The following is a 20,724-nucleotide window of genomic DNA, read 5'->3' as shown; positions in this document are numbered from 1 at the left end:
CCCTTTCGTTTTGGAAGATGTTCCTTACACTTTTATCTTAATCGTTTTTTCGCCTGGCGGCGCAGAGTTGCTCACTATTTCACAATATCTTCAAAAAGTTATGACGGAATGATAAATGCAAGATTCGTTCCATCGCAGTAGGCCTTTCCTCACAGGAAAAAGGATTGGCGCCTTGCCTCTCATACCGGAAAATAAAATAAACAATGTTAATTTTTAGAGAAAAGGAACGATTCAATGGAGGGGAAAAGAAAGAACATGCTACTAAGATAAATGGATCACTTGTACGAGCAAATTGTCGAACATACGAGCTAAGGGATTATGGTGACTGATGCCGACGCCCGCATTCGTTCAAACGGTTCAACGACACGTACGGCCATCAATGCGAGGACGACTGTTTGCGCAAAGTCGCCTTGTCGCTTGAACAAACAGCCAAGCAATACGGCGGGACGGCAGCGCGCTATGGGGGTGAGGAATTTGCCGTCATTTTGCCGCACACTTCGCCGTCCGAAGCATCGGCTGCCGCTGAGGCGGTGCGGGCAAACGTCGAGCGGCTCGCCATTCCGCACGGTTCCTCGCCCGCTGCTTGTGTCGTCACAGTCAGCGTCGGAGCCGCCGTCGCCGTCCCGCAACCAAATGAGAGCGCGGAAACCGTTCTTTCCCTTGCCGATCAGGCGCTTTATCGAGCCAAACAAAACGGGCGCAACCGGATGGAAATCGCCTGTCCCGCTCGTGGATGAACCTCCTCCTTTTCTCAAAAGAAGCGAGATATCGTCAAGCGTTCAGTGCAGATACGCAACAATCAGAAAGGGTGCCCCGCTTCTTTCGGGACACCCTCATGTTCATGTACTGACGTTATCGGTTACATCGTCCGTTGCCGGTCAGGGAACAACAGGCTAAACAGCACCCCGGCCGCCAGCGCAATGGCAAATGTCGTAAACCGCGAGCTAACGATGGCCTCAAGCGGAGAAGAAATCCAAATGACCGTGCTGACAAAACCGGCCACAATCGTTTCGATGACGCCGACGCCGGAATACCGCTTCCAGAAGAAAGAGAGCAAAATCGCCGGCGACAACGTGCAGCCGATCCCTGCCCATGCCCAACTGACAATGAAATACACAAGCGACTCCGATGTCGTCGCCAGCACCAAGCCAAGCAGCCCGGCGATGACCACTACCGCGCGGGAAAGCGCGACAAGCTGTTTTTCCGACAGGCGAAGGCGCAGCGAGCGGCGGACAATATCTTCGCTGATGGAGCTCGTGATCACGAGCAGCTGCGAATCGGCCGTTGTCACGATGCGGCCAAAATGCCGGACAAAAGCACTCCCGCGAGCCACGGCGGCAGCAAGTCGAGCGCCATGTGCGGCAACACCGTTATGTGTCAACCCATCCTGTTATTCCAACATGAGGCGCGTCCTACATCGGAATGTTTCGCTCTCGTCCGGACAGCGTCCACATGTAAAGTTCCCTAAGTTGCAAGGCGGTGGGAATTATAATAAAGTGGAGATGAATCCAAAAAAAGGAGTGAACAAGATGAACCGTTGGGAGAAGGAATTGGACAAATACGCCGAACTGGCGGTGAAAGTCGGGGTGAACATTCAGCCCGGGCAGACGCTGTTCGTCAACGCCCCGCTCGAAGCGGCGCCGCTCGTCCGCAAAATCGCCAAAACCGCGTACGAAACCGGGGCGAAACACGTGTATGTCGAGTGGAACGACGAGGCGCTTACATACATTAAATTTCACCACGCCCCAGAAGAAGCGTTTTCCGAATATCCGATGTGGCGGGCAAGAGCGATGGAAGAACTCGCCGAACAAGGCGCTGCCTTTTTATCCATTCACGCCCCGAATCCGGACTTGTTAAAAGACGTCGATCCAAAGCGGATCGCGACCGCCAATAAAACAGCAGCGCAAGCGCTCGCCAACTACCGGAGCGCCATTATGGCCGACCGGAACTGCTGGTCGCTCATTTCCGTCCCCACACCGGCGTGGGCGCAAAAAGTATTTGGCGATCTGCGCGATGAAGAAGCCATCGACAAATTATGGGAAGCGATTTTCCGCATCACCCGCATCGACCAAGACGATCCGATCGCTGCCTGGCGCGAACATAACGACCGGCTCGCCCGCATCGTCGATTACTTAAACAACAAGCAATACAAACAGCTCGTTTACGAAGCGCCAGGCACCAATCTCACAGTCGAGCTCGTCGACGGGCACGTCTGGCACGGCGGCGCGGCGACGAGTCAAAGCGGCGTGCGCTTCAATCCCAACATCCCGACCGAAGAAGTGTTTACCATGCCGCATAAAGACGGCGTCAACGGCACAGTGCGCAACACGAAGCCGCTCAATTACAACGGCAACGTGATCGATGGTTTTACGCTCACGTTCAAAGACGGGCAAGTCGTCGACTTCAGCGCCGAACAAGGATATGAGACGCTTAAGCACTTGCTTGACACCGATGACGGCGCGCGCCGCCTCGGGGAAGTCGCCCTCGTGCCGCACCAATCGCCGGTGTCGCTGTCCAATCTCATTTTTTACAACACGCTGTTTGATGAAAACGCCGCTTGCCATTTGGCGCTCGGCAAGGCGTATCCGACCAATATCGAAAACGGCGCCTCTCTTTCCAAAGAGGAGCTTGACCGCCGCGGCGTCAACGACAGCCTCGTCCACGTCGACTTTATGATCGGCTCAGCTGATCTGAACATTGACGGCGTGACGAAAGACGGGAAGCGCGAGCCGATTTTCCGCAGTGGCAACTGGGCATTCGAACTGGCGTAATCGGTTTCGCCAGCTCTAAACAATAAGGCTGCGCCAAACGAGCGGCCAGACCCGACCGTTGGCGCAGCCTTATTCCGTTCAAGCACGGTTTTGCACGGAACCATTAGACCGAACGGATTGATTTGTTTTCGTCCTGTAGCAATTGCACAGCGGCAGATGCCGCCTGCGCCAGCTGCTCGCATTGCCGCAAACGGATGCCAAAGAGGACAAGCGGGTCGCGGTACGCCTCAGGGTTTTTGCGCATATGTTTGAGCTCGCCTTCCTGGGCAGCGATCTCCAGCTCCAGCCGTTTCAACGTTTCATCGAGCGCCGTCAATGGCGCATGGAAAAATTGAGTGACATCACGCTCAAGCGATTTGGCAAACCATTCAAACGGCAGCAACAACTGCTGGATGATCGCCTCCACCACCTCAGCGTAATCTTGCGTCTGGATCAACTGCTTATACTTTTGCGCCAGCATCGCCTTATTTTGCGCGAAGGCGCCGAGCAGTTTGCCCGCCCCTTTCAACAGCAGCTGGCTTGGCGTTCTCCGCAAGAAAACGTTCACCTTGCCCACTTGCACCCCGTTGATCAACCGATCCGTATCGCGCCGCCAATCGGCGAGAAGGTGAAAATCGCATTCGAGCTTGAGTCGTTCCTGGCCGAACATGGCGTTAAACCCTTCGCCCATTTCATGCAAAAACACCTGGCATTCGTTGAATTCGTCTTCCGTCGCTGCAATCCACTGTTCCATGGCGCGGCGCAGCTTTGGCAGCGCCTCTTCATCAAGGTAAGCGCGAAGCCGTTCGTTCGCTTTGTCGTTCAGTTCAAGATGCAAGCGGGAAAAATCGCTGTCTTCGCTCACAAGATCCGCCATGCTGCGCAACAGATCGGAAATCGCCGTCAACAGCTCGCCCCGCATTTCCGCCAAGACGGTGTGGAACAACTTTTCCGTTTTGGCCGTTTTCTCCTCTTGCAGGTCGCCAAGCTGATGAATGGCGCCGCTCAGTTTGGCCGCCATTTCTTTTTTCCATACGACCAGCTCCGCCAGTCGACTTTCCGCCTCGGCTCGCTGCTGGAACAAATGAGCGATGAACTGGCGGATCGTCGTTAAAATCGCTTCCTCGCGGCGGACAGGGGACACGCATCGGCGCATCTCCTCAAGCCAGCCGACGAGGGCTTGCTGCTGCTTGCGGTTTGGCGCATGCGGCGAATAGACCATGACATTGGCTTCCGGAACGATCGTACGAACGTGCGCTTCCACTTCCTCAACGATTCTCGCCGTCTCCTCTTCATCCACCATCCCGTCGCCCGGAGGAAGCAAAACGCACATCGGCGCAGACGGCGCCCGCTCGCGAAGTTGCAACATCAACTGTTCATCGGCGCTAGAAAACGGATCCTCGCCGTTGAGAAGAAAAAGAATGCTGTCAGCAAGCGAAAACGACACAAGCGCTTCATGGTCGGATGAAGCGCTCCCGCCGAGCGGGCCGATATCCAACAAGACAATCCCTTGCGGCACGAGTGAAAACGGCGCCGTGCATTCAATGACAGCGTCATCGGAGAATCGGCTTCCGCGGCCGCCCGTTGCTTGTTGAAATTCGTCAATGCTCGAAAAAACGGTAAACTGGTCGTCGCTGATTTTCGCGACTTCCATCTCCCCGCCGTTTCTCCATGCCAGCACCGGCGCAGATGGCGCCGCCAACGCTGCCTCGCCGACCAACGTCCGCAAAAACGCCAACCGCTCATGGCGCGACGCCCCAGCGACCAAAACGAAATGCGTCCGCGAATCAGACAACTGCCGCACGAACCAGCGGAAGCGGAAATGCGAGCCCGCCCGCTGCTCTTCCGCCCAATCGGCAATTTCTTCAAATAGCGACACACCCGCTTCCCCAGCTTGCCGTTTCGCATGGACGAGCCGCTTAGCGGCGTCGTTGACCGTCTCTTCTTCAAACGCCTCAGGAAATTTCTCACTCCACGCCAACAAGGCAGCCGCGGCCACCGCTGTCTCCGGACCGTCGGCTAAACTTACCCAGCTTTTGACAAGCGGTGGCACCACTTCCACCAACTCTTTCAATCGGTACGGGCCTTTCATCAATCCTGCATAGGCTTCCCCTAAAAGGCCAGGAATTCGCTTCCAGTCGTAGTCGCGGCCGATCGACAACTCATCATAGAGGCGATTCCACTCCGCGAGCCACGAAAAATAGAGGTCACCATCCCGATACCCGTTCCATAGCGCCTGCACAAGCCGTTCAAACTTCACCCGATCCGTTTCGTACAACAGCGCCAGGCAGCGTGAAAACCGCGCAGGCGCCATCGTTCGCGCATGTCCTTGTTCCACATAACCGGTCAAGATGTCCGCCCAGCGGCGCGCCGACGTCCGCACCGCCTCTCCTAAAGCAAGCTCGACGGCGCTTTCCCAATCACCTTGCTCCTCGAAAAAGGCGCGCGCCCATTCGGTCATGTTCGGATAATCCGGATACAACGTCACACCGCGCTTAATCATATCATCCGCTTTCGCGTTTTCCCCCAACTCACGGTAGAGCGAAAACAGGCGCAAAATGATTTCCGCATGCAACGTTTCGCTTTCCGTCTCAATCGAACGGTACAGCTCCTCGGCCAGCTCGAGCCGTCCAAGCTCATAGTAGCTGTCGGCGATATTTTTTTGCGCCCACGGGCGCAAATCGTCGTGATGGACTTGTTCCCATTTAAAAATCGCCGCTTCGTAGTCGCGGCGGTGGAAATACACTTCCCCTTGGGCAAAGCGAATCGACGACAAATCAGCGCCATCCCGATGCGCCGTGAAAAAAATATCGCCAAGCGCGCTGACAACGTCGCGTTCCCCCGCCTCGACGAGCGTCTCGTAAAATGTTTTATGAACAAGTTGCTGTTCAAACCCCATGTCGATCACCTGACTCGTATATTTGCCATGCATGTTCATTGTATGGCACGTTTTCTAATTTTATTTCTATCCTATACATTTTAACAAACTTTCGCCGCCATGAACGTTTCAATTTGTTTTCATTTGCGAGACAAAATTCGACCCAATAGGCGATGAGGCCAATCAAAGGAACTTTCAATGGTGGTTACGCCCACGAGCTTGTCGAAAAAAACATTCGCTCGACCAGCGTTGGGCATAGTGGCGCAAGATGTCTTCATCGCTTAGCTCCCGGTCGGTGCTCAAGACGCAGTGAAGATGTTCCGATGTCATCGGCTGATTGGCTTTCCAAGCGAGCAGCACCACCGCATGGTCGAGACCGTTGAGCGCTCCTTCGTAACGATAGACGCGATAATGCTCTTCTCCCACCGTGACGAGGTGAGTGTCATTCGGTTCGATGGAGCGGGCCAACTGCTTCGCTTGGACGGCAACGCCGTTCGGATAGAGAATCCGGTTCGTCTTGATGATGTGCTAATCTATTCATGAGACATGAACCTCCTTGTGAATGGTTTGGTAGCACATCTATTCTAACCAAGGAATCGGGTTCATGTCTCCTTTTTTGTTTCGATGTAAATTTATGTTAGTGAATTTGCTCATCTACAGTCAAGAAGTTATTCTGAAAAATGAAATAAAAAATCCTTCGTTTTGACCTTGTTAGGGTGCGAAATGTGAGTCATGTGCAAAATTTTTACGGATTATTCTGGATTTTGCACATTCTTTCGGAACGTTTGCACGCTCTTTCAAATGAAGATTTCTACTCTCACATCATAGACGAGAAGGAAAAAAAGAATCGCGGCAGGTAGATCAAACCATGATGGAACTCTATAATGCCCTGTGATCACCGCGCAAAATTCGTGCAAAATTTTTTCGGATCCTATCGTTTTTTCGAGATTCCCAAAAAATGAAAAACGACCGCAAACGCGGTCGTATCAAGGGCTTTGAGGATTTTAACCCGAACGAATCGTATGTAAGTGGCGTCCCAGGAGAGACTCGAACTCCCGACCGACGGCTTAGAAGGCCGCTGCTCTATCCTACTGAGCTACTGGGACACAATCCATTAGGAAACTCCAATATCCTCGCTGCCCCTTCCTCTACAAGCCGATTCGAAGAAGCCCGATGCGTCGGGGCAACTCGTAGCCATTTCAAAGATGACTTTGCTCGTTGCTCTATCCTGCTGAGCTGCTGGAACAATATCCATACGATATTCACGATAAAATAAAGGAAAGCGGGTGATGGGAATCGAACCCACGACTTCAGCTTGGGAAGCTGAGGTTTTACCATTAAACTACACCCGCATAATCAATATCATTAGGACTTGTCTTAGAAACGACTGCAATAAAAATATAATCGCTAATTGTTTTTTTGTCAATATCTTTTTTGAAGTTAGTTAATAAACGCGCTCGAGAGGATTCGAACCCCTAACCTTCTGATCCGTAGTCAGATGCTCTATCCAATTGAGCTACGAGCGCATGATGGAAAAGCGGAAGACGGGACTCGAACCCGCGACCCCCACCTTGGCAAGGTGGTGTTCTACCACTGAACTACTTCCGCATCATGAGAAGAATTCATTCCTTCAAAACTAGATAACCGTTTCGGGAAGAAGCCGGGGCGCTTTCACTTTTCATTGTCTAGCTCCGGCTCGCCGCCGCTCGCCTGCGCTTTTCGCTGTCTAGTTCCGGCCGCCATCGGCTCGCGACGCTTCGGTCCTGCTGCGGCGGGCTAAGCCCGCTCGCAGGCCCTCCAGCGCGCCTCGCCGATAAGCAGGCGGCCTCCACTTTTCTTGTTAGGTTAAGCCCTCGATCGATTAGTATCCGTCAGCTCCACGTGTCGCCACGCTTCCACCTCGGACCTATCGACCTCGTCATCTTCGAGGGATCTTACCCGCCTGACGCGGTGGGAAATCTCATCTTGAGGGGGGCTTCACGCTTAGATGCTTTCAGCGCTTATCCCGTCCGCACATAGCTACCCAGCGGTGCCCCTGGCGGGACAACTGGTACACCAGCGGTGCGTCCATCCCGGTCCTCTCGTACTAAGGACAGCTCCTCTCAAATTTCCTGCGCCCGCGACGGATAGGGACCGAACTGTCTCACGACGTTCTGAACCCAGCTCGCGTACCGCTTTAATGGGCGAACAGCCCAACCCTTGGGACCGACTACAGCCCCAGGATGCGATGAGCCGACATCGAGGTGCCAAACCTCCCCGTCGATGTGGACTCTTGGGGGAGATCAGCCTGTTATCCCCGGGGTAGCTTTTATCCGTTGAGCGATGGCCCTTCCATGCGGAACCACCGGATCACTAAGCCCGACTTTCGTCCCTGCTCGACCTGTCCGTCTCGCAGTCAAGCTCCCTTGTGCCTTTGCACTCTCCGAATGATTTCCAACCATTCTGAGGGAACCTTTGGGCGCCTCCGTTACCTTTTGGGAGGCGACCGCCCCAGTCAAACTGCCCGCCTGACACTGTCTCCCACCCCGCTAAGGGGTGCGGGTTAGAATTTCAATATCGCCAGGGTGGTATCCCACCGCCGCCTCCACCGAAGCTGGCGCTCCGGCTTCCCAGGCTCCCACCTATCCTGTACAAGCGATACCAAAATTCCATATCAGGCTGCAGTAAAGCTCCACGGGGTCTTTCCGTCCTGTCGCGGGTAACCTGCATCTTCACAGGTAGTATAATTTCACCGGGTCTCTCGTTGAGACAGCGCCCAAGTCGTTACACCTTTCGTGCGGGTCGGAACTTACCCGACAAGGAATTTCGCTACCTTAGGACCGTTATAGTTACGGCCGCCGTTTACTGGGGCTTCGGTTCGCACCTTCGCTTCCGCTAAGCGCTCCCCTTAACCTTCCAGCACCGGGCAGGTGTCAGCCCCTATACGTCGCCTTTCGGCTTCGCAGAGACCTGTGTTTTTGATAAACAGTCGCTTGGGCCTTTTCACTGCGGCTCGTTCGGGCTCTTCACCCAAACGAGCACCCCTTCTCCCGAAGTTACGGGGTCATTTTGCCGAGTTCCTTAACGAGAGTTCTCCCGCGCACCTTAGGATTCTCTCCTCGCCTACCTGTGTCGGTTTGCGGTACGGGCACCTCTCACCTCGCTAGAGGCTTTTCTTGGCAGTGTAGGATCGGGGACTTCGGGACCGATGGTCCCTTCGCCATCACGGCTCAGCCTTTATGCCAGACGGATTTGCCTATCTGGCAGCCTAACCGCTTGGACAGGCTATTCCAGCAGCCTGCTCGCCCTACCTTCCTGCGTCCCCCCATTGCTCAAACGGTGAGGAGGTGGTACAGGAATCTCAACCTGTTGCCCATCACCTACGCCTTTCGGCCTCGGCTTAGGTCCCGACTAACCCTGAGCGGACGAACCTTCCTCAGGAACCCTTAGGCTTTCGGTGCAGAGGATTCTCACCTCTGTTTTCGCTACTCACACCGGCATTCTCACTTCTAAGCGCTCCACCAGTCCTTCCGGTCTGGCTTCGGCGCGCTTAGAACGCTCCCCTACCGATGACCAACGGTCATCCCGCAGCTTCGGCGGCACGTTTAGCCCCGGTACATTTTCGGCGCAGAGTCACTCGACCAGTGAGCTATTACGCACTCTTTAAATGGTGGCTGCTTCTAAGCCAACATCCTGGTTGTCTTTGCAACTCCACATCCTTTTCCACTGAACGTGCACTTTGGGGCCTTAGCTGGCGATCTGGGCTGTTTCCCTCTCGACCACGGATCTTATCACTCGCAGTCTGACTCCCGGGCATAAGTCGTTGGCATTCGGAGTTTGACTGGGTTCGGTAACCCGATGAGGGCCCCTAGCCCAATCAGTGCTCTACCTCCAACACTCTCCATCCCGAGGCTAGCCCTAAAGCTATTTCGGGGAGAACCAGCTATCTCCAAGTTCGATTGGCATTTCACCCCTACCCACACCTCATCCCCGCACTTTTCAACGTGCGTGGGTTCGGGCCTCCAGCCGGTGTTACCCGGCCTTCACCCTGGACATGGGTAGATCACCTGGTTTCGGGTCGACGACGACGTACTTTTCGCCCTGTTCAGACTCGCTTTCGCTGCGGCTCCGCCTCTTCGGCTTAACCTCGCACGCCATCGTCACTCGCCGGTTCATTCTACAAAAGGCACGCCATCACGCATGAACGCGCTCTGACTACTTGTAGGCACACGGTTTCAGGTTCTCTTTCACTCCCCTTCCGGGGTGCTTTTCACCTTTCCCTCACGGTACTGGTGCACTATCGGTCACTAGGGAGTATTTAGCCTTGGGAGATGGTCCTCCCTGCTTCCGACGGGATTTCCCGTGTCCCGCCGTACTCAGGATCCGCTCGGGAGGGAACGAAGTTTCGACTACAGGGCTGTCACCTTCTCTGGCCGGCCGTTCCAGACCGGTTCGTCTACCCCGTTCCTTTCTCACTCCCACAATGAGCGGTCCTACAACCCCAAGAGGCACGCCTCTTGGTTTGGGCTGTTCCCGTTTCGCTCGCCGCTACTCAGGGAATCGCGTTTGCTTTCTTCTCCTCCGGGTACTAAGATGTTTCAGTTCCCCGGGTGTGCCCTCCATGCCCTATGGATTCAGGCATGGATACTGCCCCATTACGGACAGTGGGTTCCCCCATTCGGACATCTCCGGATCAACGCTTGCTTACAGCTCCCCGGAGCGTTTCGGCGTTTGCCCCGTCCTTCATCGGCTCCTAGTGCCAAGGCATCCACCGTGCGCCCTTTCTAGCTTAACCTACAGCGCTCTCGGCTTCTTCCTTATTGTCTAGCGTCGGCTCGCCGCCGCTCGGGGTCAAATAACCTTCGCCTTCCGGGTGCAAGCACCCTTGCAGGCGAAGAACATTTGCCCATCGCGGCGAAACACTCGCCTCCGCTTTTCCGGTTATCTAGTTTTCAAGGAACGATTTTTGTCATTGAGAGAACATGACTCGTTCCCTCAAAACTGAACGAAACGAAAGCGCTGTGTATCGACAGTTGGCCATTGCGGCCTCCGCTTTTCGTCCTTAGAAAGGAGGTGATCCAGCCGCACCTTCCGGTACGGCTACCTTGTTACGACTTCACCCCAATCACTTGCCCCACCTTCGGCGGCTGGCTCCCTTGCGGGTTACCTCACCGACTTCGGGTGTTGCAAGCTCTCGTGGTGTGACGGGCGGTGTGTACAAGGCCCGGGAACGTATTCACCGCGGCATGCTGATCCGCGATTACTAGCGATTCCGGCTTCATGCAGGCGAGTTGCAGCCTGCAATCCGAACTGAGAGCGGCTTTTTGGGATTCGCTCCCCCTCGCGGGTTCGCAGCCCTTTGTACCGCCCATTGTAGCACGTGTGTAGCCCAGGTCATAAGGGGCATGATGATTTGACGTCATCCCCACCTTCCTCCGACTTGTCGCCGGCAGTCCCTCTAGAGTGCCCAACCGAATGCTGGCAACTAGAGGCGAGGGTTGCGCTCGTTGCGGGACTTAACCCAACATCTCACGACACGAGCTGACGACAACCATGCACCACCTGTCACCCTGTCCCCCCGAAGGGGGAACGCCCAATCTCTTGGGTTGTCAGGGGATGTCAAGACCTGGTAAGGTTCTTCGCGTTGCTTCGAATTAAACCACATGCTCCACCGCTTGTGCGGGCCCCCGTCAATTCCTTTGAGTTTCAGCCTTGCGGCCGTACTCCCCAGGCGGAGTGCTTATCGCGTTAGCTGCAGCACTAAAGGGTGTGACCCCTCTAACACTTAGCACTCATCGTTTACGGCGTGGACTACCAGGGTATCTAATCCTGTTTGCTCCCCACGCTTTCGCGCCTCAGCGTCAGGTGCAGGCCAGAGAGCCGCCTTCGCCACTGGTGTTCCTCCACATCTCTACGCATTTCACCGCTACACGTGGAATTCCGCTCTCCTCTCCTGCCCTCAAGTCCCCCAGTTTCCAATGACCCTCCACGGTTGAGCCGTGGGCTTTCACATCAGACTTAAGAGACCGCCTGCGCGCGCTTTACGCCCAATAATTCCGGACAACGCTCGCCCCCTACGTATTACCGCGGCTGCTGGCACGTAGTTAGCCGGGGCTTTCTCGTGAGGTACCGTCACCGCGCCGCCCTCTTCGAACGGCGCTCCTTCGTCCCTCACAACAGAGCTTTACGACCCGAAGGCCTTCTTCGCTCACGCGGCGTCGCTCCGTCAGGCTTTCGCCCATTGCGGAAGATTCCCTACTGCTGCCTCCCGTAGGAGTCTGGGCCGTGTCTCAGTCCCAGTGTGGCCGGTCACCCTCTCAGGCCGGCTACGCATCGTCGCCTTGGTGAGCCGTTACCTCACCAACTAGCTAATGCGCCGCGGGCCCATCCGCAAGTGACAGCCCAAAGGCCGCCTTTCAACCGAAGACCATGCGGTCTTCGGTGTTATCCGGTATTAGCTCCGGTTTCCCGGAGTTATCCCGGTCTTGCGGGCAGGTTGCCCACGTGTTACTCACCCGTCCGCCGCTGACCGAATCAAGGCAAGCCCCAATCCGGTCCGCTCGACTTGCATGTATTAGGCACGCCGCCAGCGTTCGTCCTGAGCCAGGATCAAACTCTCCAAAGAAAGTTGATTGGCTTTTGCTTCGGCCCATGCGGACCTCCGCTTTTCGTCGCGCTTCGTTTCGTTCAGTTTTCAAGGAACGACAGTTACTATTATAAACAATCTTTCAAAAATGTCAACTACTGATTCTCTTCTAACTTATTACCGCGTTCATTTCGTCGCGGCAATTATTCATTATATGCAGTGTTAACTATTTGTCAATAGTTTTTTTATTTCATGATTGTTCGATCGTTGCACTCCGACATTCCGTCGAAGCGGCGATTTTTATTTTATACACTATCTCACCTTATGTCAACTACTTTTTTAGGTTGAACGCTCTCCCACCTACGCTAACGCTTAGAGGTGGGAGATTTTGGGGAACACCCGCCCCACGGCAGGCTGTCAACCAAGCCATCCCCGTGCGTCCCACGGTTGGGCTGCCTTACAACGACAGCAAACGAAACCAGCCCCCACTATCTACATTCGACTTGGCCTCCCGAATCGCTTCGACTGCTGTATGATATAATTTCTTAAAAAGAATATGTTGCAAGGAGCAGACCTCGAGGATCGCTATGTATATTTTTTAAGGAGGGAAACAGCCGTGACCTATCCATTTTCTGCACTGCTTGACGGCTACCGCCGCCTTTGGCCGAACCGATCGCTGGCGGCCGGACCGCTTGATGAACAAGAAAGCCAAACTCTTTTGTATGAAACGATAAGGCAAGAGTTGCGCGATGAATGGACGCATCCGCGCGTGCGGCAATCGTCCGAAGTGAAGTTTTATTACGCCGTTAAGCGGGTGGCCGCTTCTGACTTGCCGGATGGCATGAAAGTAGCACTCATTCAAGCGTATTTGACGGTGATGGAACAATTGCAAGCCAATCATACATAAAACAGACGAATCCGGTTCACACTACTGAGCGAAAAAACATTTCTTGTTAAGGAGGATGGCAGTTATGGCGTTAATTCCGTATGACCCGTTCCGGCACTTGGAATCGATTCGCCGGGATATGAACCGCTTTTTTGCTAGTGATTTTCCATCGCTGTTCACTCATATGGATGAGCAGCACTGGATGCCGCGCATCGACATGCATGAAACGGCCAACGAATACGTCGTTTCGTGCGATTTACCGGGGCTGGAGCGGAAAGAGGATGTGCACATTGACGTGCAGAACAACATGTTGACCATCAGCGGCACGATTCAACGCCAACACGATGTAAGAGAAGAACAAATGCACCGGCGCGAACGCTTCTTTGGTCGCTTCCAGCGTTCGATCACCCTGCCGGCGGATGCGGCGACGGAAAACATTCGCGCGACGTACAAAAACGGCGTGCTTGACATTCATATCCCGAAAACAACGACAGGAACGAAAAAACGCGTTGATATCGAGTTCCATTAATGCAGAAGGGAGCGGCTTATCGACCGCTCCCCTTTTCGTTGCCCTCGCTGCTTGAGCGGATGACGAGCTCTGTCGGCACGACGACCTTTTTGCAAATCGCTCGTTTCGTCGTCAACCGTTCGATGAGCAGCTCAACCGCTGTTTCACCCATAAATTCTGTGTATACTTTCACCGTCGAAAGCGGCGGGTGAAGAAATGCTGCCGTCGGAATATCATTGAATCCGACAATCGCCGCCTCTTCCGGAACAGCGATCCCGGCTTCATGCAGCGCACGCAGGGCGCCAATCGCCATCGAATCACTGGCAATGAAAAACGCCGTCGGCAAGTCGCCGCCTGAAACAGCCTCTTTCATCAGCCGATAGCCATCTTCAGCAGTGAAGGCACCGATCCATACATAGCGGGAATCATACAGCCCTTTGACATACAAATATTCGTAAAACGCCGCTTCGCGCTCATCGCGGATCGGCGTTTCCCCGTCGACATATTCACGGCCGCCGATATAGCCAATTTTCGTATGCCCCAACCGAAGCAAATAATCAAGCACTGTCACCGTCGCTTGACGCAAATCGATGACGACTGAATCAAACCGATGCTCATCAGGCGAACAGTCGACAAACACAATTTGTTTGGCCCCGGCGGCAAAAACCTCGACTTCCTTCGGCCCGAATTTTCCGACGGCGATGATGCCATCGAGCGCCTCCATCCGTTCGATCGGATAGGCGCCGTGCTGTTTAAACAATTTGACGAGTTCGATGCCGCGGTCAAAACACTCTTTTTCCACTCCGAGGCGAATCGCCATATAATAGGGGTCATCGATTTCCTGGCGCTCCGAATACCAGTGAATGAGCCCGAAGCGAAACGATTCGCGCGCTTGCTGGCTTCGTTCCCGCAATGTTTTGTAGTTCAGCTCTTGGGCGACTTCAAAAATGCGCCTTCTCGTTTCATCGGAAACGGACAGCGTCGCATCGTAATTAAGCACGCGCGACACCGTCGCGACCGAAACGCCGACTTTTTCCGCGATTTCTTTTAACGTAGCCATCGTCTGTTTGCAATCCCTTCCTTATGTTTCATATGAAACGCGTTTTTTCGCCGCATTTAAACAAGAGACGACATGCGCTCCACAGCGTGCTGCAGAAAGCGGCGAAACGCGTCCTTCCCTCGCTTGTCCCGCTTAAACACCCCGGCATGTTCCAACACGGTCACAAACCGTTGTCCGACTTCGTGCCGCAAAATGTCATGGACGTTGTCCTTCGTGATGTCCGGATAGGCCGAGCGAATGGCTTCGCACCAATCCCAATGTTTCAGCATCGCCTCGTCCCAGTCTTCTTTTTTTGTCCGATGCACGAGATAATCGGCCAGCGTCTCCAGTTCCACGGCAAGCCGTGCCGGCAGCACCGCCAGCCCCATCACTTCGATCAAGCCGATATTTTCTTTTTTAATATGATGCAATTCTTCATGCGGATGGAAAATGCCGTACGGATGTTCCGCTGACGTCCGATTGTTGCGCAAAACGATGTCCAACTCAAACAAATCGCCGCGCCGCCGGGCGATCGGGGTGATCGTGTTATGCGGAACATCGCCGCTGTAGGCCATAATCTCGACGCTTGGGTCGCTGTACGTCCGCCATGTTTCATACAAAAAGGCAGCCGCATCCAACACGTCCTCTTTTGGTCCAGTCAAACGGATGACGGACATCGGCCAGCGCACGATGCCGGCTGTGACCGACGGAAACGATGGAAGCGGGATACACTCTTCGATCTCCGCCTTTTCCATCGCAAACGGATAACGCCCGCCTTGGAAATGGTCATGCACTAAAATCGAGCCGCCGACAATCGGCAAGTCGGCGTTCGAGCCAATGAAATAGTGCGGGAACTTTTCGACGAAATCGAGCAAGCGCTCAAGCGTCTTCCGCTCCATTTTCATCGGCACATGTTCGGCGTGGAAGACGATGCAATGTTCATGATAGTACACGTAGGGAGAATATTGGAAATACCACTGTTCATCCAATAACGTGATCGGGATGACACGGTGATTGGAACGGGCGGGATGACGCCACGTTCCTTCATACCCTTCGTTTTCTTTGCATAATACACATTTTGGATACGAGGATGACGGCATCTCTTTTAATTTGGCGATTTCCTTCGGGTCTTTTTCCGGCTTCGCCAAGTTAATGGTGATATCCAATTCTCCATAGATGGTTGACACTTTCCAGTGCTGATTGTTGGCGATGCGCGCCGTTTGAATGTAATTGGACGCTTGGCTCAACGAATAAAACCAGTCCGTCGCCTCCTGCGGGCTGCGGCGGTATCGCTCGTAAAAGGCGCGGATCACTTCCGACGGCCGCGGCATGACGCAGTCCATCAGTCTCGCATCCCATATATCGCGCTCGGTTGTGGTATTCGTTTCCAACAATCCTTGTTCATACGCCCAATCAATCATAGCGTCCAATACCGGGGCCGGCGAGGCCAAGGGAACGTCCTTGACCTCGGCCGGCTGCCATTCCGTGAGTCGGAGCGTTGCCAGCAGGCGGTTGCGCGCGTACACCACATCTTCCGGCGCTAAAAGGCCGCGTTGCTCGGCATAACGGATCAGTTGTTCAATCGCCGCAAAAATCGTTTCCATGTTTACACACCCCGATATCCGTTTGGCCGCGCTTTGTGCCACTCCCACGCCGAGGCGACGATATCCGTAATGGACAAGTATTTCGGCTCCCAGCCGAGCTCGCGCTTTGCTTTTTCCGATGAAGCGACAAGCCGCGCCGGGTCGCCCGGCCGCCGCGCCACGACGCGGGCAGGGATCGGGTGTCCGGTCACTTGCCGCGCCGCTTCGATCACTTCTTTGACGCTGAAGCCATTGCCGTTGCCGAGATTGTACACGTCACTGGACGCTCCATTCCGCAGTTTTTCAAGCGCCAACACGTGGGCATCGACGAGATCAAGCACATGGATGTAGTCGCGGATGCACGTGCCGTCGGGCGTGTCGTAGTCATCGCCGAAAACGGAAATTTCCTCGCGCTGGCCAAGCGGCACTTTTAAAATCAATGGAATCAGATGCGTCTCCGGGTTGTGGTCCTCACCGATTGTCGTGCCGTACGCCCCGGCGACATTAAAGTAGCGGAGCGAAATCGAGCGGATGCCGTAGGCGCGGTCCGCCCATTTCATCATTTTTTCCATCGCCAGCTTTGTTTCTCCGTACGCGTTCGTCGGTTCGGTCGGATCGGTTTCGATGATCGGGATTTGTTTCGGCTCCCCATACACGGCGGCGGTTGAAGAAAAGACGATTTGCTTGACACCAAATTCCTTCATCACTTCAAGCAGCACTTGTGTCCCGTACACGTTGTTGTCGTAATACTTCAGCGGCTCTTCCATGCTTTCACCGACCAATGAGTTCGCCGCAAAATGAATGACCGCCTCAATGTCATGCTGGCGAAACACCTTGCGCAAAAAATCGCGGTCGCGAATATCGCCTTGGCAAAACACCGCATCAGGGTGAACCGCCTCCCGGTGCCCCGTCTGCAAGTTATCCACCACGACCACGCGCTCCCCTTTTTCAAGCAGACGGTACACCGCATGGCTGCCGATATACCCTGCCCCTCCGCAAACCAAAATCATCGGCTCATCTCCTCCAGTTCCGTGAGTTCTCTCGCCCCGTCACCAACGTCAACGACATAAAAGCTTGCTTCATAACCGATTTTTTCGGCATACGCGTTTCCGACCCGTTCAATGAAATCTTGAACGCATGCCTTTTTCACAATGTTCACCGTGCAGCCGCCGAATCCGGCTCCGGTCATGCGCGCCCCGACCGTTCCTTCGTGCGACCATGCGGCCTCCACGAGCGTATCAAGTTCGGCTCCGGTTACTTCATAGTCATGGCGCAGCGACAAATGCGACTGTTTCATCAACTCGCCAAAGCGGACGAGGTCTCCCTGCTCAAGCGCCTGGGCGGCTTCAAGCGTCCGCTCGTTTTCCGTCACCGCATGGCGGGCCCGTTTTTGCTCAAGCGGGGAAAGAAGATGTTCATAACGGGCCAGCTCTGCGCTTGTCAGCTCGCCGAGCGAGGCGATGTTCCGCACGCTTTGCAGCTTCGCGAGCGCCGCCTCGCACGTCGCCCGCCGCTCGTTGTACGCCGAGTCCGCCAGGCCGCGCTTTTTGTTTGTGTTCGCGATGACGATCGCACAATCGTTGAGCACGAGCGGCAAATAGCGGTACTCGAGCGTATGGCAGTTTAACAGAATGGCGCAATCTTGTTTCCCCATGCCGACGGCAAACTGATCCATAATGCCGCAATTGACGCCGATGTATTTATTTTCTACGGTTTGGCTCATTTTCACAAGCTCTAGCTGATCAAGCCCGCGCCTGAACAGTTCGTTGAGCATCACCGCGGTCACAAGCTCAATCGACGCGGATGACGACAGTCCTGCGCCGTTCGGGATCGTGCCGTAATACAAAATGTCCAATCCGGTCTCAAGCGGACGTAACGCTTGAAACGCGGCCAAGATCCCTTTCGGGTAGTTCGCCCAACCGTGCTCGCTCTGGTATGACAAGTCATCGTAAGAGACCGTGATCACTCCCGTTTCCGGGAAGTTTTGCGAATAAAAGCGGACAAACGGCTCATCCGTTTGCCGGACAAGCGCATACGTGCCGATCGCAAGCGCGCACGGCAGCACATGCCCGCCGTTGTAATCCGTATGCTCACCGATCAAATTGACGCGGCCGGGGGCGAAGAAAGCGCGGATGCCTTCGCCCAAGCCGCCGAAAAGTTCGATAAATTGCTGTTTTAAGATGGGGATCATGAGAGGGCCTCCTTCAAGCCTTTATAGTAAATATTATAGTTAATAATTTACTAAAAATCAACAGCGAAACAAAATCTTTTTTAATACGTATAATCGTTTGAGCATTTATTCACCTTAATAAATATAGGAAGGAGGCGGAGCGGAGATGGAAACGCGACAGATGTTGAAACAAGAACTCCAAACCATCACCCACTGGGAACACTCCCAAAAAGACCTTTGGTTTTGGGAAAAGCTCGGCCGCTTGCCGTTTCAAGTGCTCGATAAGCTGACGCCAAAAGCCGTCCATCGAAAACTCGGGCAGCTGCTTGATGAATTGGGCAGCTATATTCAAAGCGGCGGGCAATACTTAGTGAATGAAGGAAAGGTATTGGACAAGCTTGGCGTATCGTCGTTGGCCGAAGTGCCGCACTTGCCGCTTGCGACGATGGATCGCGTTTGCGACGAGTTGATCGATGAGCGCGTCACGTTCGCCCAGCTGCAAGGGGCGGCGACTGGAATGGGCGGGGCGCTGACGCTGGCGGTGGACATCCCAGCGCTTCTCGGCTTAGCGCTGAAAACGCTGCAAGAGATCGCCATCGTGTACGGATATGACCCGAAGGAAAAAGAGGAGCGCGTGTTTGTCGTCAAATGCCTGCAGTTTGCCACGGCGGACATCGTCGGGAAAAAAGCGATTTTGGACGAACTTTCGTCGTTCTCCAATGAACGCGGGCGCGTCTTTTCCGAACTGCAAGGCTGGCGGGAAGTGATGATGACGTTCCGTGACCAATACGGGTGGAAAAAGCTGTTTCAAGCCGTTCCGATCATCGGTGTCATTTTCGGTTCGCTGTTTAACAAATCGTTTATGGAAGACATCGCCGAAACCGGGAAGATGCTCTATCGGAAGCGTCGCATCATCGAGAAGCTCAAACAGTTTGAACCCGGCATCTAAGACACCGGGTTCAATTCGTTTATGACAGGTGCATAGGCTCGAGCGACAGCATCCCTTCTTATCGTTGAACAGCTTTCAATCGCCACATCATGCTGATAAAATCGCCCAAGCGGTGCGGCACCGCCACTCCGGCATACATCAGCTCGTCGCCGCCGTAGACGCCAAGGCCTTCGATTTCATAGTCTTGATTCGGGTCAAGCCCTTTTAAGCGCAAGTGCGACAGCGGGGCGTTCGCTTCGGCCAGAACGCGGAAGTAGGCGACGAGCGCTTCCGACTGATCTTCCGAGACGAACATCCATGCCGCCTCGTTGCCTTCAAACGGGCTGAGTAGCCGATAAAACGTGCCGAACTGGACGAGGCGGCGCACATCTTTGTAAAACGCGACTTGTTCCTTAATGATTTGTTTTTCTGTTTCCGTCAATTTCGTGATATCGAGCTCATAGCCGAAGTTGCCTGACATCGCCACATGGCCGCGCGTCTTGAGGGACGTCACCCGCCCGACTTGATGGTTCGGCACGGCCGAGACGTGGGCGCCCATGGCGCTCACTGGGTAAACGAGGCTTGTACCGTACTGGATTTTCAGGCGCGAGACAGCGTCAGTGTTGTCGCTCGTCCATGTTTGCGGCATATAATAGAGAATCCCCGGGTCAAACCGCCCTCCGCCTCCGGAGCAGCTTTCAAACAAAATGTGCGGAAAACGCGCGGTGATCTCGTCCATCACGCGATAGAGCCCAAGCATATAGCGGTGCGACGTTTCGCGCTGGCGCTCGGGCGGCAGGGCGGCCGAACCGATTTCCGTCATATGGCGGTTCATGTCCCATTTCACATAAGTGATGGGGGCGCTCGCAAGCACGTTCGAGATCGTTTCAATCATATAGTCGCACACGTCTTGGCGGGAATAATCGAGCACAAGCTGGTTCCGTCCTTCAGAGCGCGGGCGGTTCGGCACATGGAGACACCAGTCGGGATGTTTCCGATACAGCTCGCTGTTTGGCGACACCATTTCCGGTTCGATCCATAAGCCGAACTGCAGCCCGAGTTCGTTCACTTGTTTCGCCAGTCCGTTCAGGCCATTGGGGAGTTTGCGCCGATTGACCACCCAATCACCGAGGGAACGGCGGTCGTCATCGCGTTCGCCAAACCAGCCGTCGTCAAGCACAAACAGTTCGATGCCAAGCTCCGCCGCTGTTCGGGCGATATTCATGATCTTTTCTTCATTGAAGTCAAAATACGTTGCTTCCCAGTTATTGATCAAGATCGGGCGTTCGCGGTCGCGGAACGCGCCGCGCGCCAATAGCCGGAGCGGAAAAGCTGCATCACGTAGCTCGCCTTGCCCGCCCGCAAATGAAACTGCTTCGTTTGCGGATTGTATGCAACTGACATTCTCTTCCCCCGC

The 20,724-nt window shown here is 54.5% G+C and carries 10 protein-coding genes, 4 tRNA genes, 2 rRNA genes and 4 pseudogenes; 5 read left to right on the top strand and 15 right to left on the bottom strand.

From position 1 onward, the window contains the following. Positions 1-356: 356 nt before the first annotated feature. A pseudogene (locus tag NSS88_RS15305) lies at positions 357-737 on the top strand (diguanylate cyclase domain-containing protein); the annotation flags it as partial. Between the two features lie 122 nt (positions 738-859). On the opposite strand, the pseudogene NSS88_RS15300 reads toward NSS88_RS15305, so the two are convergent. Further along, a pseudogene (locus NSS88_RS15300) lies at positions 860-1,371 on the bottom strand (sodium:solute symporter family transporter); the annotation flags it as partial. Positions 1,372-1,529: 158 nt separating this feature from the next. Between NSS88_RS15300 and NSS88_RS15295 the strand changes: the two are divergent. Continuing rightward, complete coding sequence (locus NSS88_RS15295) at positions 1,530-2,771, top strand: aminopeptidase (RefSeq protein WP_033017195.1); 1,242 nt, start codon at positions 1,530-1,532, stop codon at positions 2,769-2,771. A gap of 103 nt (positions 2,772-2,874) precedes the next feature. Here NSS88_RS15295 and NSS88_RS15290 read toward each other — a convergent pair whose 3' ends face one another. The 8 genes and pseudogenes from NSS88_RS15290 to NSS88_RS15255 all read right to left on the bottom strand — a co-directional run bounded on the left by NSS88_RS15290 (position 2,875) and on the right by NSS88_RS15255 (position 12,232). Continuing rightward, positions 2,875-5,688, bottom strand: coding sequence for a tetratricopeptide repeat protein (locus tag NSS88_RS15290; RefSeq protein WP_341085206.1), 2,814 nt, complete (start codon positions 5,686-5,688; stop codon positions 2,875-2,877). Between the two features lie 153 nt (positions 5,689-5,841). Continuing rightward, positions 5,842-6,153: pseudogene (locus tag NSS88_RS15285) on the bottom strand (IS701 family transposase); the annotation flags it as partial. Positions 6,154-6,657: 504 nt separating this feature from the next. Beyond that, a tRNA-Arg gene (locus NSS88_RS15280) sits at positions 6,658-6,734 on the bottom strand. Between the two features lie 175 nt (positions 6,735-6,909). After that, positions 6,910-6,980 (bottom strand) — tRNA-Gly (locus NSS88_RS15275). Between the two features lie 100 nt (positions 6,981-7,080). Continuing rightward, a tRNA-Arg gene (locus tag NSS88_RS15270) sits at positions 7,081-7,154 on the bottom strand. Positions 7,155-7,164: 10 nt separating this feature from the next. Further along, positions 7,165-7,236, bottom strand: a tRNA-Gly gene (locus tag NSS88_RS15265). A gap of 233 nt (positions 7,237-7,469) precedes the next feature. After that, a 23S ribosomal RNA gene (locus tag NSS88_RS15260) occupies positions 7,470-10,402 on the bottom strand. Between the two features lie 271 nt (positions 10,403-10,673). Continuing rightward, positions 10,674-12,232 (bottom strand): 16S ribosomal RNA (locus tag NSS88_RS15255). Together the 16S and 23S rRNA genes with 4 tRNA genes alongside form the textbook arrangement of a ribosomal RNA operon. Positions 12,233-12,809: 577 nt before the next feature. On the opposite strand from NSS88_RS15255, the gene NSS88_RS15250 reads away from it, so the two are divergent. Next, on the top strand, positions 12,810-13,100 hold the full coding sequence (locus NSS88_RS15250; protein WP_011231630.1) for a hypothetical protein: 291 nt from the start codon (positions 12,810-12,812) through the stop codon (positions 13,098-13,100). 64 nt (positions 13,101-13,164) lie between these two features. Then, positions 13,165-13,608, top strand: a complete 444-nt coding sequence (locus NSS88_RS15245) for an Hsp20/alpha crystallin family protein (RefSeq protein ID WP_049626402.1) — start codon at positions 13,165-13,167, stop codon at positions 13,606-13,608. Between the two features lie 16 nt (positions 13,609-13,624). Here the strand turns inward: NSS88_RS15245 and NSS88_RS15240 are convergent, their stop codons facing one another. The 4 genes from NSS88_RS15240 to NSS88_RS15225 are packed head-to-tail and all read right to left on the bottom strand — an operon-like array spanning position 13,625 to position 18,400. Then, entirely contained in the window at positions 13,625-14,647 is a 1,023-nt protein-coding gene (locus NSS88_RS15240) for a LacI family DNA-binding transcriptional regulator (protein ID WP_011231632.1), read from the bottom strand. Between the two features lie 56 nt (positions 14,648-14,703). Continuing rightward, complete coding sequence (gene galT / locus NSS88_RS15235; protein WP_055358598.1) at positions 14,704-16,230, bottom strand: UDP-glucose--hexose-1-phosphate uridylyltransferase; 1,527 nt, start codon at positions 16,228-16,230, stop codon at positions 14,704-14,706. 2 nt (positions 16,231-16,232) lie between these two features. Continuing rightward, entirely contained in the window at positions 16,233-17,219 is a 987-nt protein-coding gene (gene galE / locus NSS88_RS15230; protein WP_055358597.1) for a UDP-glucose 4-epimerase GalE, read from the bottom strand. Next, entirely contained in the window at positions 17,216-18,400 is a 1,185-nt protein-coding gene (locus NSS88_RS15225; protein WP_055358596.1) for a galactokinase, read from the bottom strand. Before NSS88_RS15225 ends, galE begins: the two co-directional genes overlap by 4 nt. Positions 18,401-18,545: 145 nt before the next feature. Here NSS88_RS15225 and NSS88_RS15220 point away from each other — a divergent pair, with 145 nt between their 5' ends. Next, positions 18,546-19,328, top strand: coding sequence for an EcsC family protein (locus NSS88_RS15220; RefSeq protein ID WP_049624916.1), 783 nt, complete (start codon positions 18,546-18,548; stop codon positions 19,326-19,328). Between the two features lie 58 nt (positions 19,329-19,386). Here the strand turns inward: NSS88_RS15220 and NSS88_RS15215 are convergent. Both NSS88_RS15215 and NSS88_RS15210 read right to left on the bottom strand, forming a co-directional pair. Continuing rightward, positions 19,387-20,622, bottom strand: a pseudogene (locus NSS88_RS15215) (alpha-galactosidase); the annotation flags it as partial. Continuing rightward, positions 20,580-20,711 (bottom strand): hypothetical protein, encoded by a 132-nt coding sequence (locus NSS88_RS15210; RefSeq protein ID WP_255350135.1) that lies wholly within the window; start codon positions 20,709-20,711, stop codon positions 20,580-20,582. The gene NSS88_RS15210 and the pseudogene NSS88_RS15215, both read right to left, overlap by 43 nt. Positions 20,712-20,724: the final 13 nt, after the last annotated feature.

Origin of the sequence: Geobacillus sp. FSL W8-1251, from assembly GCF_038005945.1 — a bacterium.
Taxonomy (GTDB): Bacteria; Bacillota; Bacilli; order Bacillales; family Anoxybacillaceae; genus Geobacillus; species Geobacillus stearothermophilus.
The sequence above is the reverse complement of the archived record's forward strand: the minus strand, read 5'-3'. Positions and strand labels throughout refer to the sequence as shown.

What these genes read in the sequence shown, in the direction of transcription:
- NSS88_RS15295 (WP_033017195.1), top strand. Translation starts at nt 1,530, where the DNA reads ATGAACCGTTGGGAGAAGGAATTGGACAAATACGCCGAACTGGCGGTG.
- NSS88_RS15290 (WP_341085206.1), bottom strand. Translation starts at nt 5,688, where the DNA reads ATGAACATGCATGGCAAATATACGAGTCAGGTGATCGACATGGGGTTT.
- NSS88_RS15245 (WP_049626402.1), top strand. Translation starts at nt 13,165, where the DNA reads ATGGCGTTAATTCCGTATGACCCGTTCCGGCACTTGGAATCGATTCGC.
- NSS88_RS15240 (WP_011231632.1), bottom strand. Translation starts at nt 14,647, where the DNA reads ATGGCTACGTTAAAAGAAATCGCGGAAAAAGTCGGCGTTTCGGTCGCG.
- galT (WP_055358598.1), bottom strand. Translation starts at nt 16,230, where the DNA reads ATGGAAACGATTTTTGCGGCGATTGAACAACTGATCCGTTATGCCGAG.
- galE (WP_055358597.1), bottom strand. Translation starts at nt 17,219, where the DNA reads ATGATTTTGGTTTGCGGAGGGGCAGGGTATATCGGCAGCCATGCGGTG.
- NSS88_RS15225 (WP_055358596.1), bottom strand. Translation starts at nt 18,400, where the DNA reads ATGATCCCCATCTTAAAACAGCAATTTATCGAACTTTTCGGCGGCTTG.
- NSS88_RS15220 (WP_049624916.1), top strand. Translation starts at nt 18,546, where the DNA reads ATGGAAACGCGACAGATGTTGAAACAAGAACTCCAAACCATCACCCAC.
- NSS88_RS15210 (WP_255350135.1), bottom strand. Translation starts at nt 20,711, where the DNA reads ATGTCAGTTGCATACAATCCGCAAACGAAGCAGTTTCATTTGCGGGCG.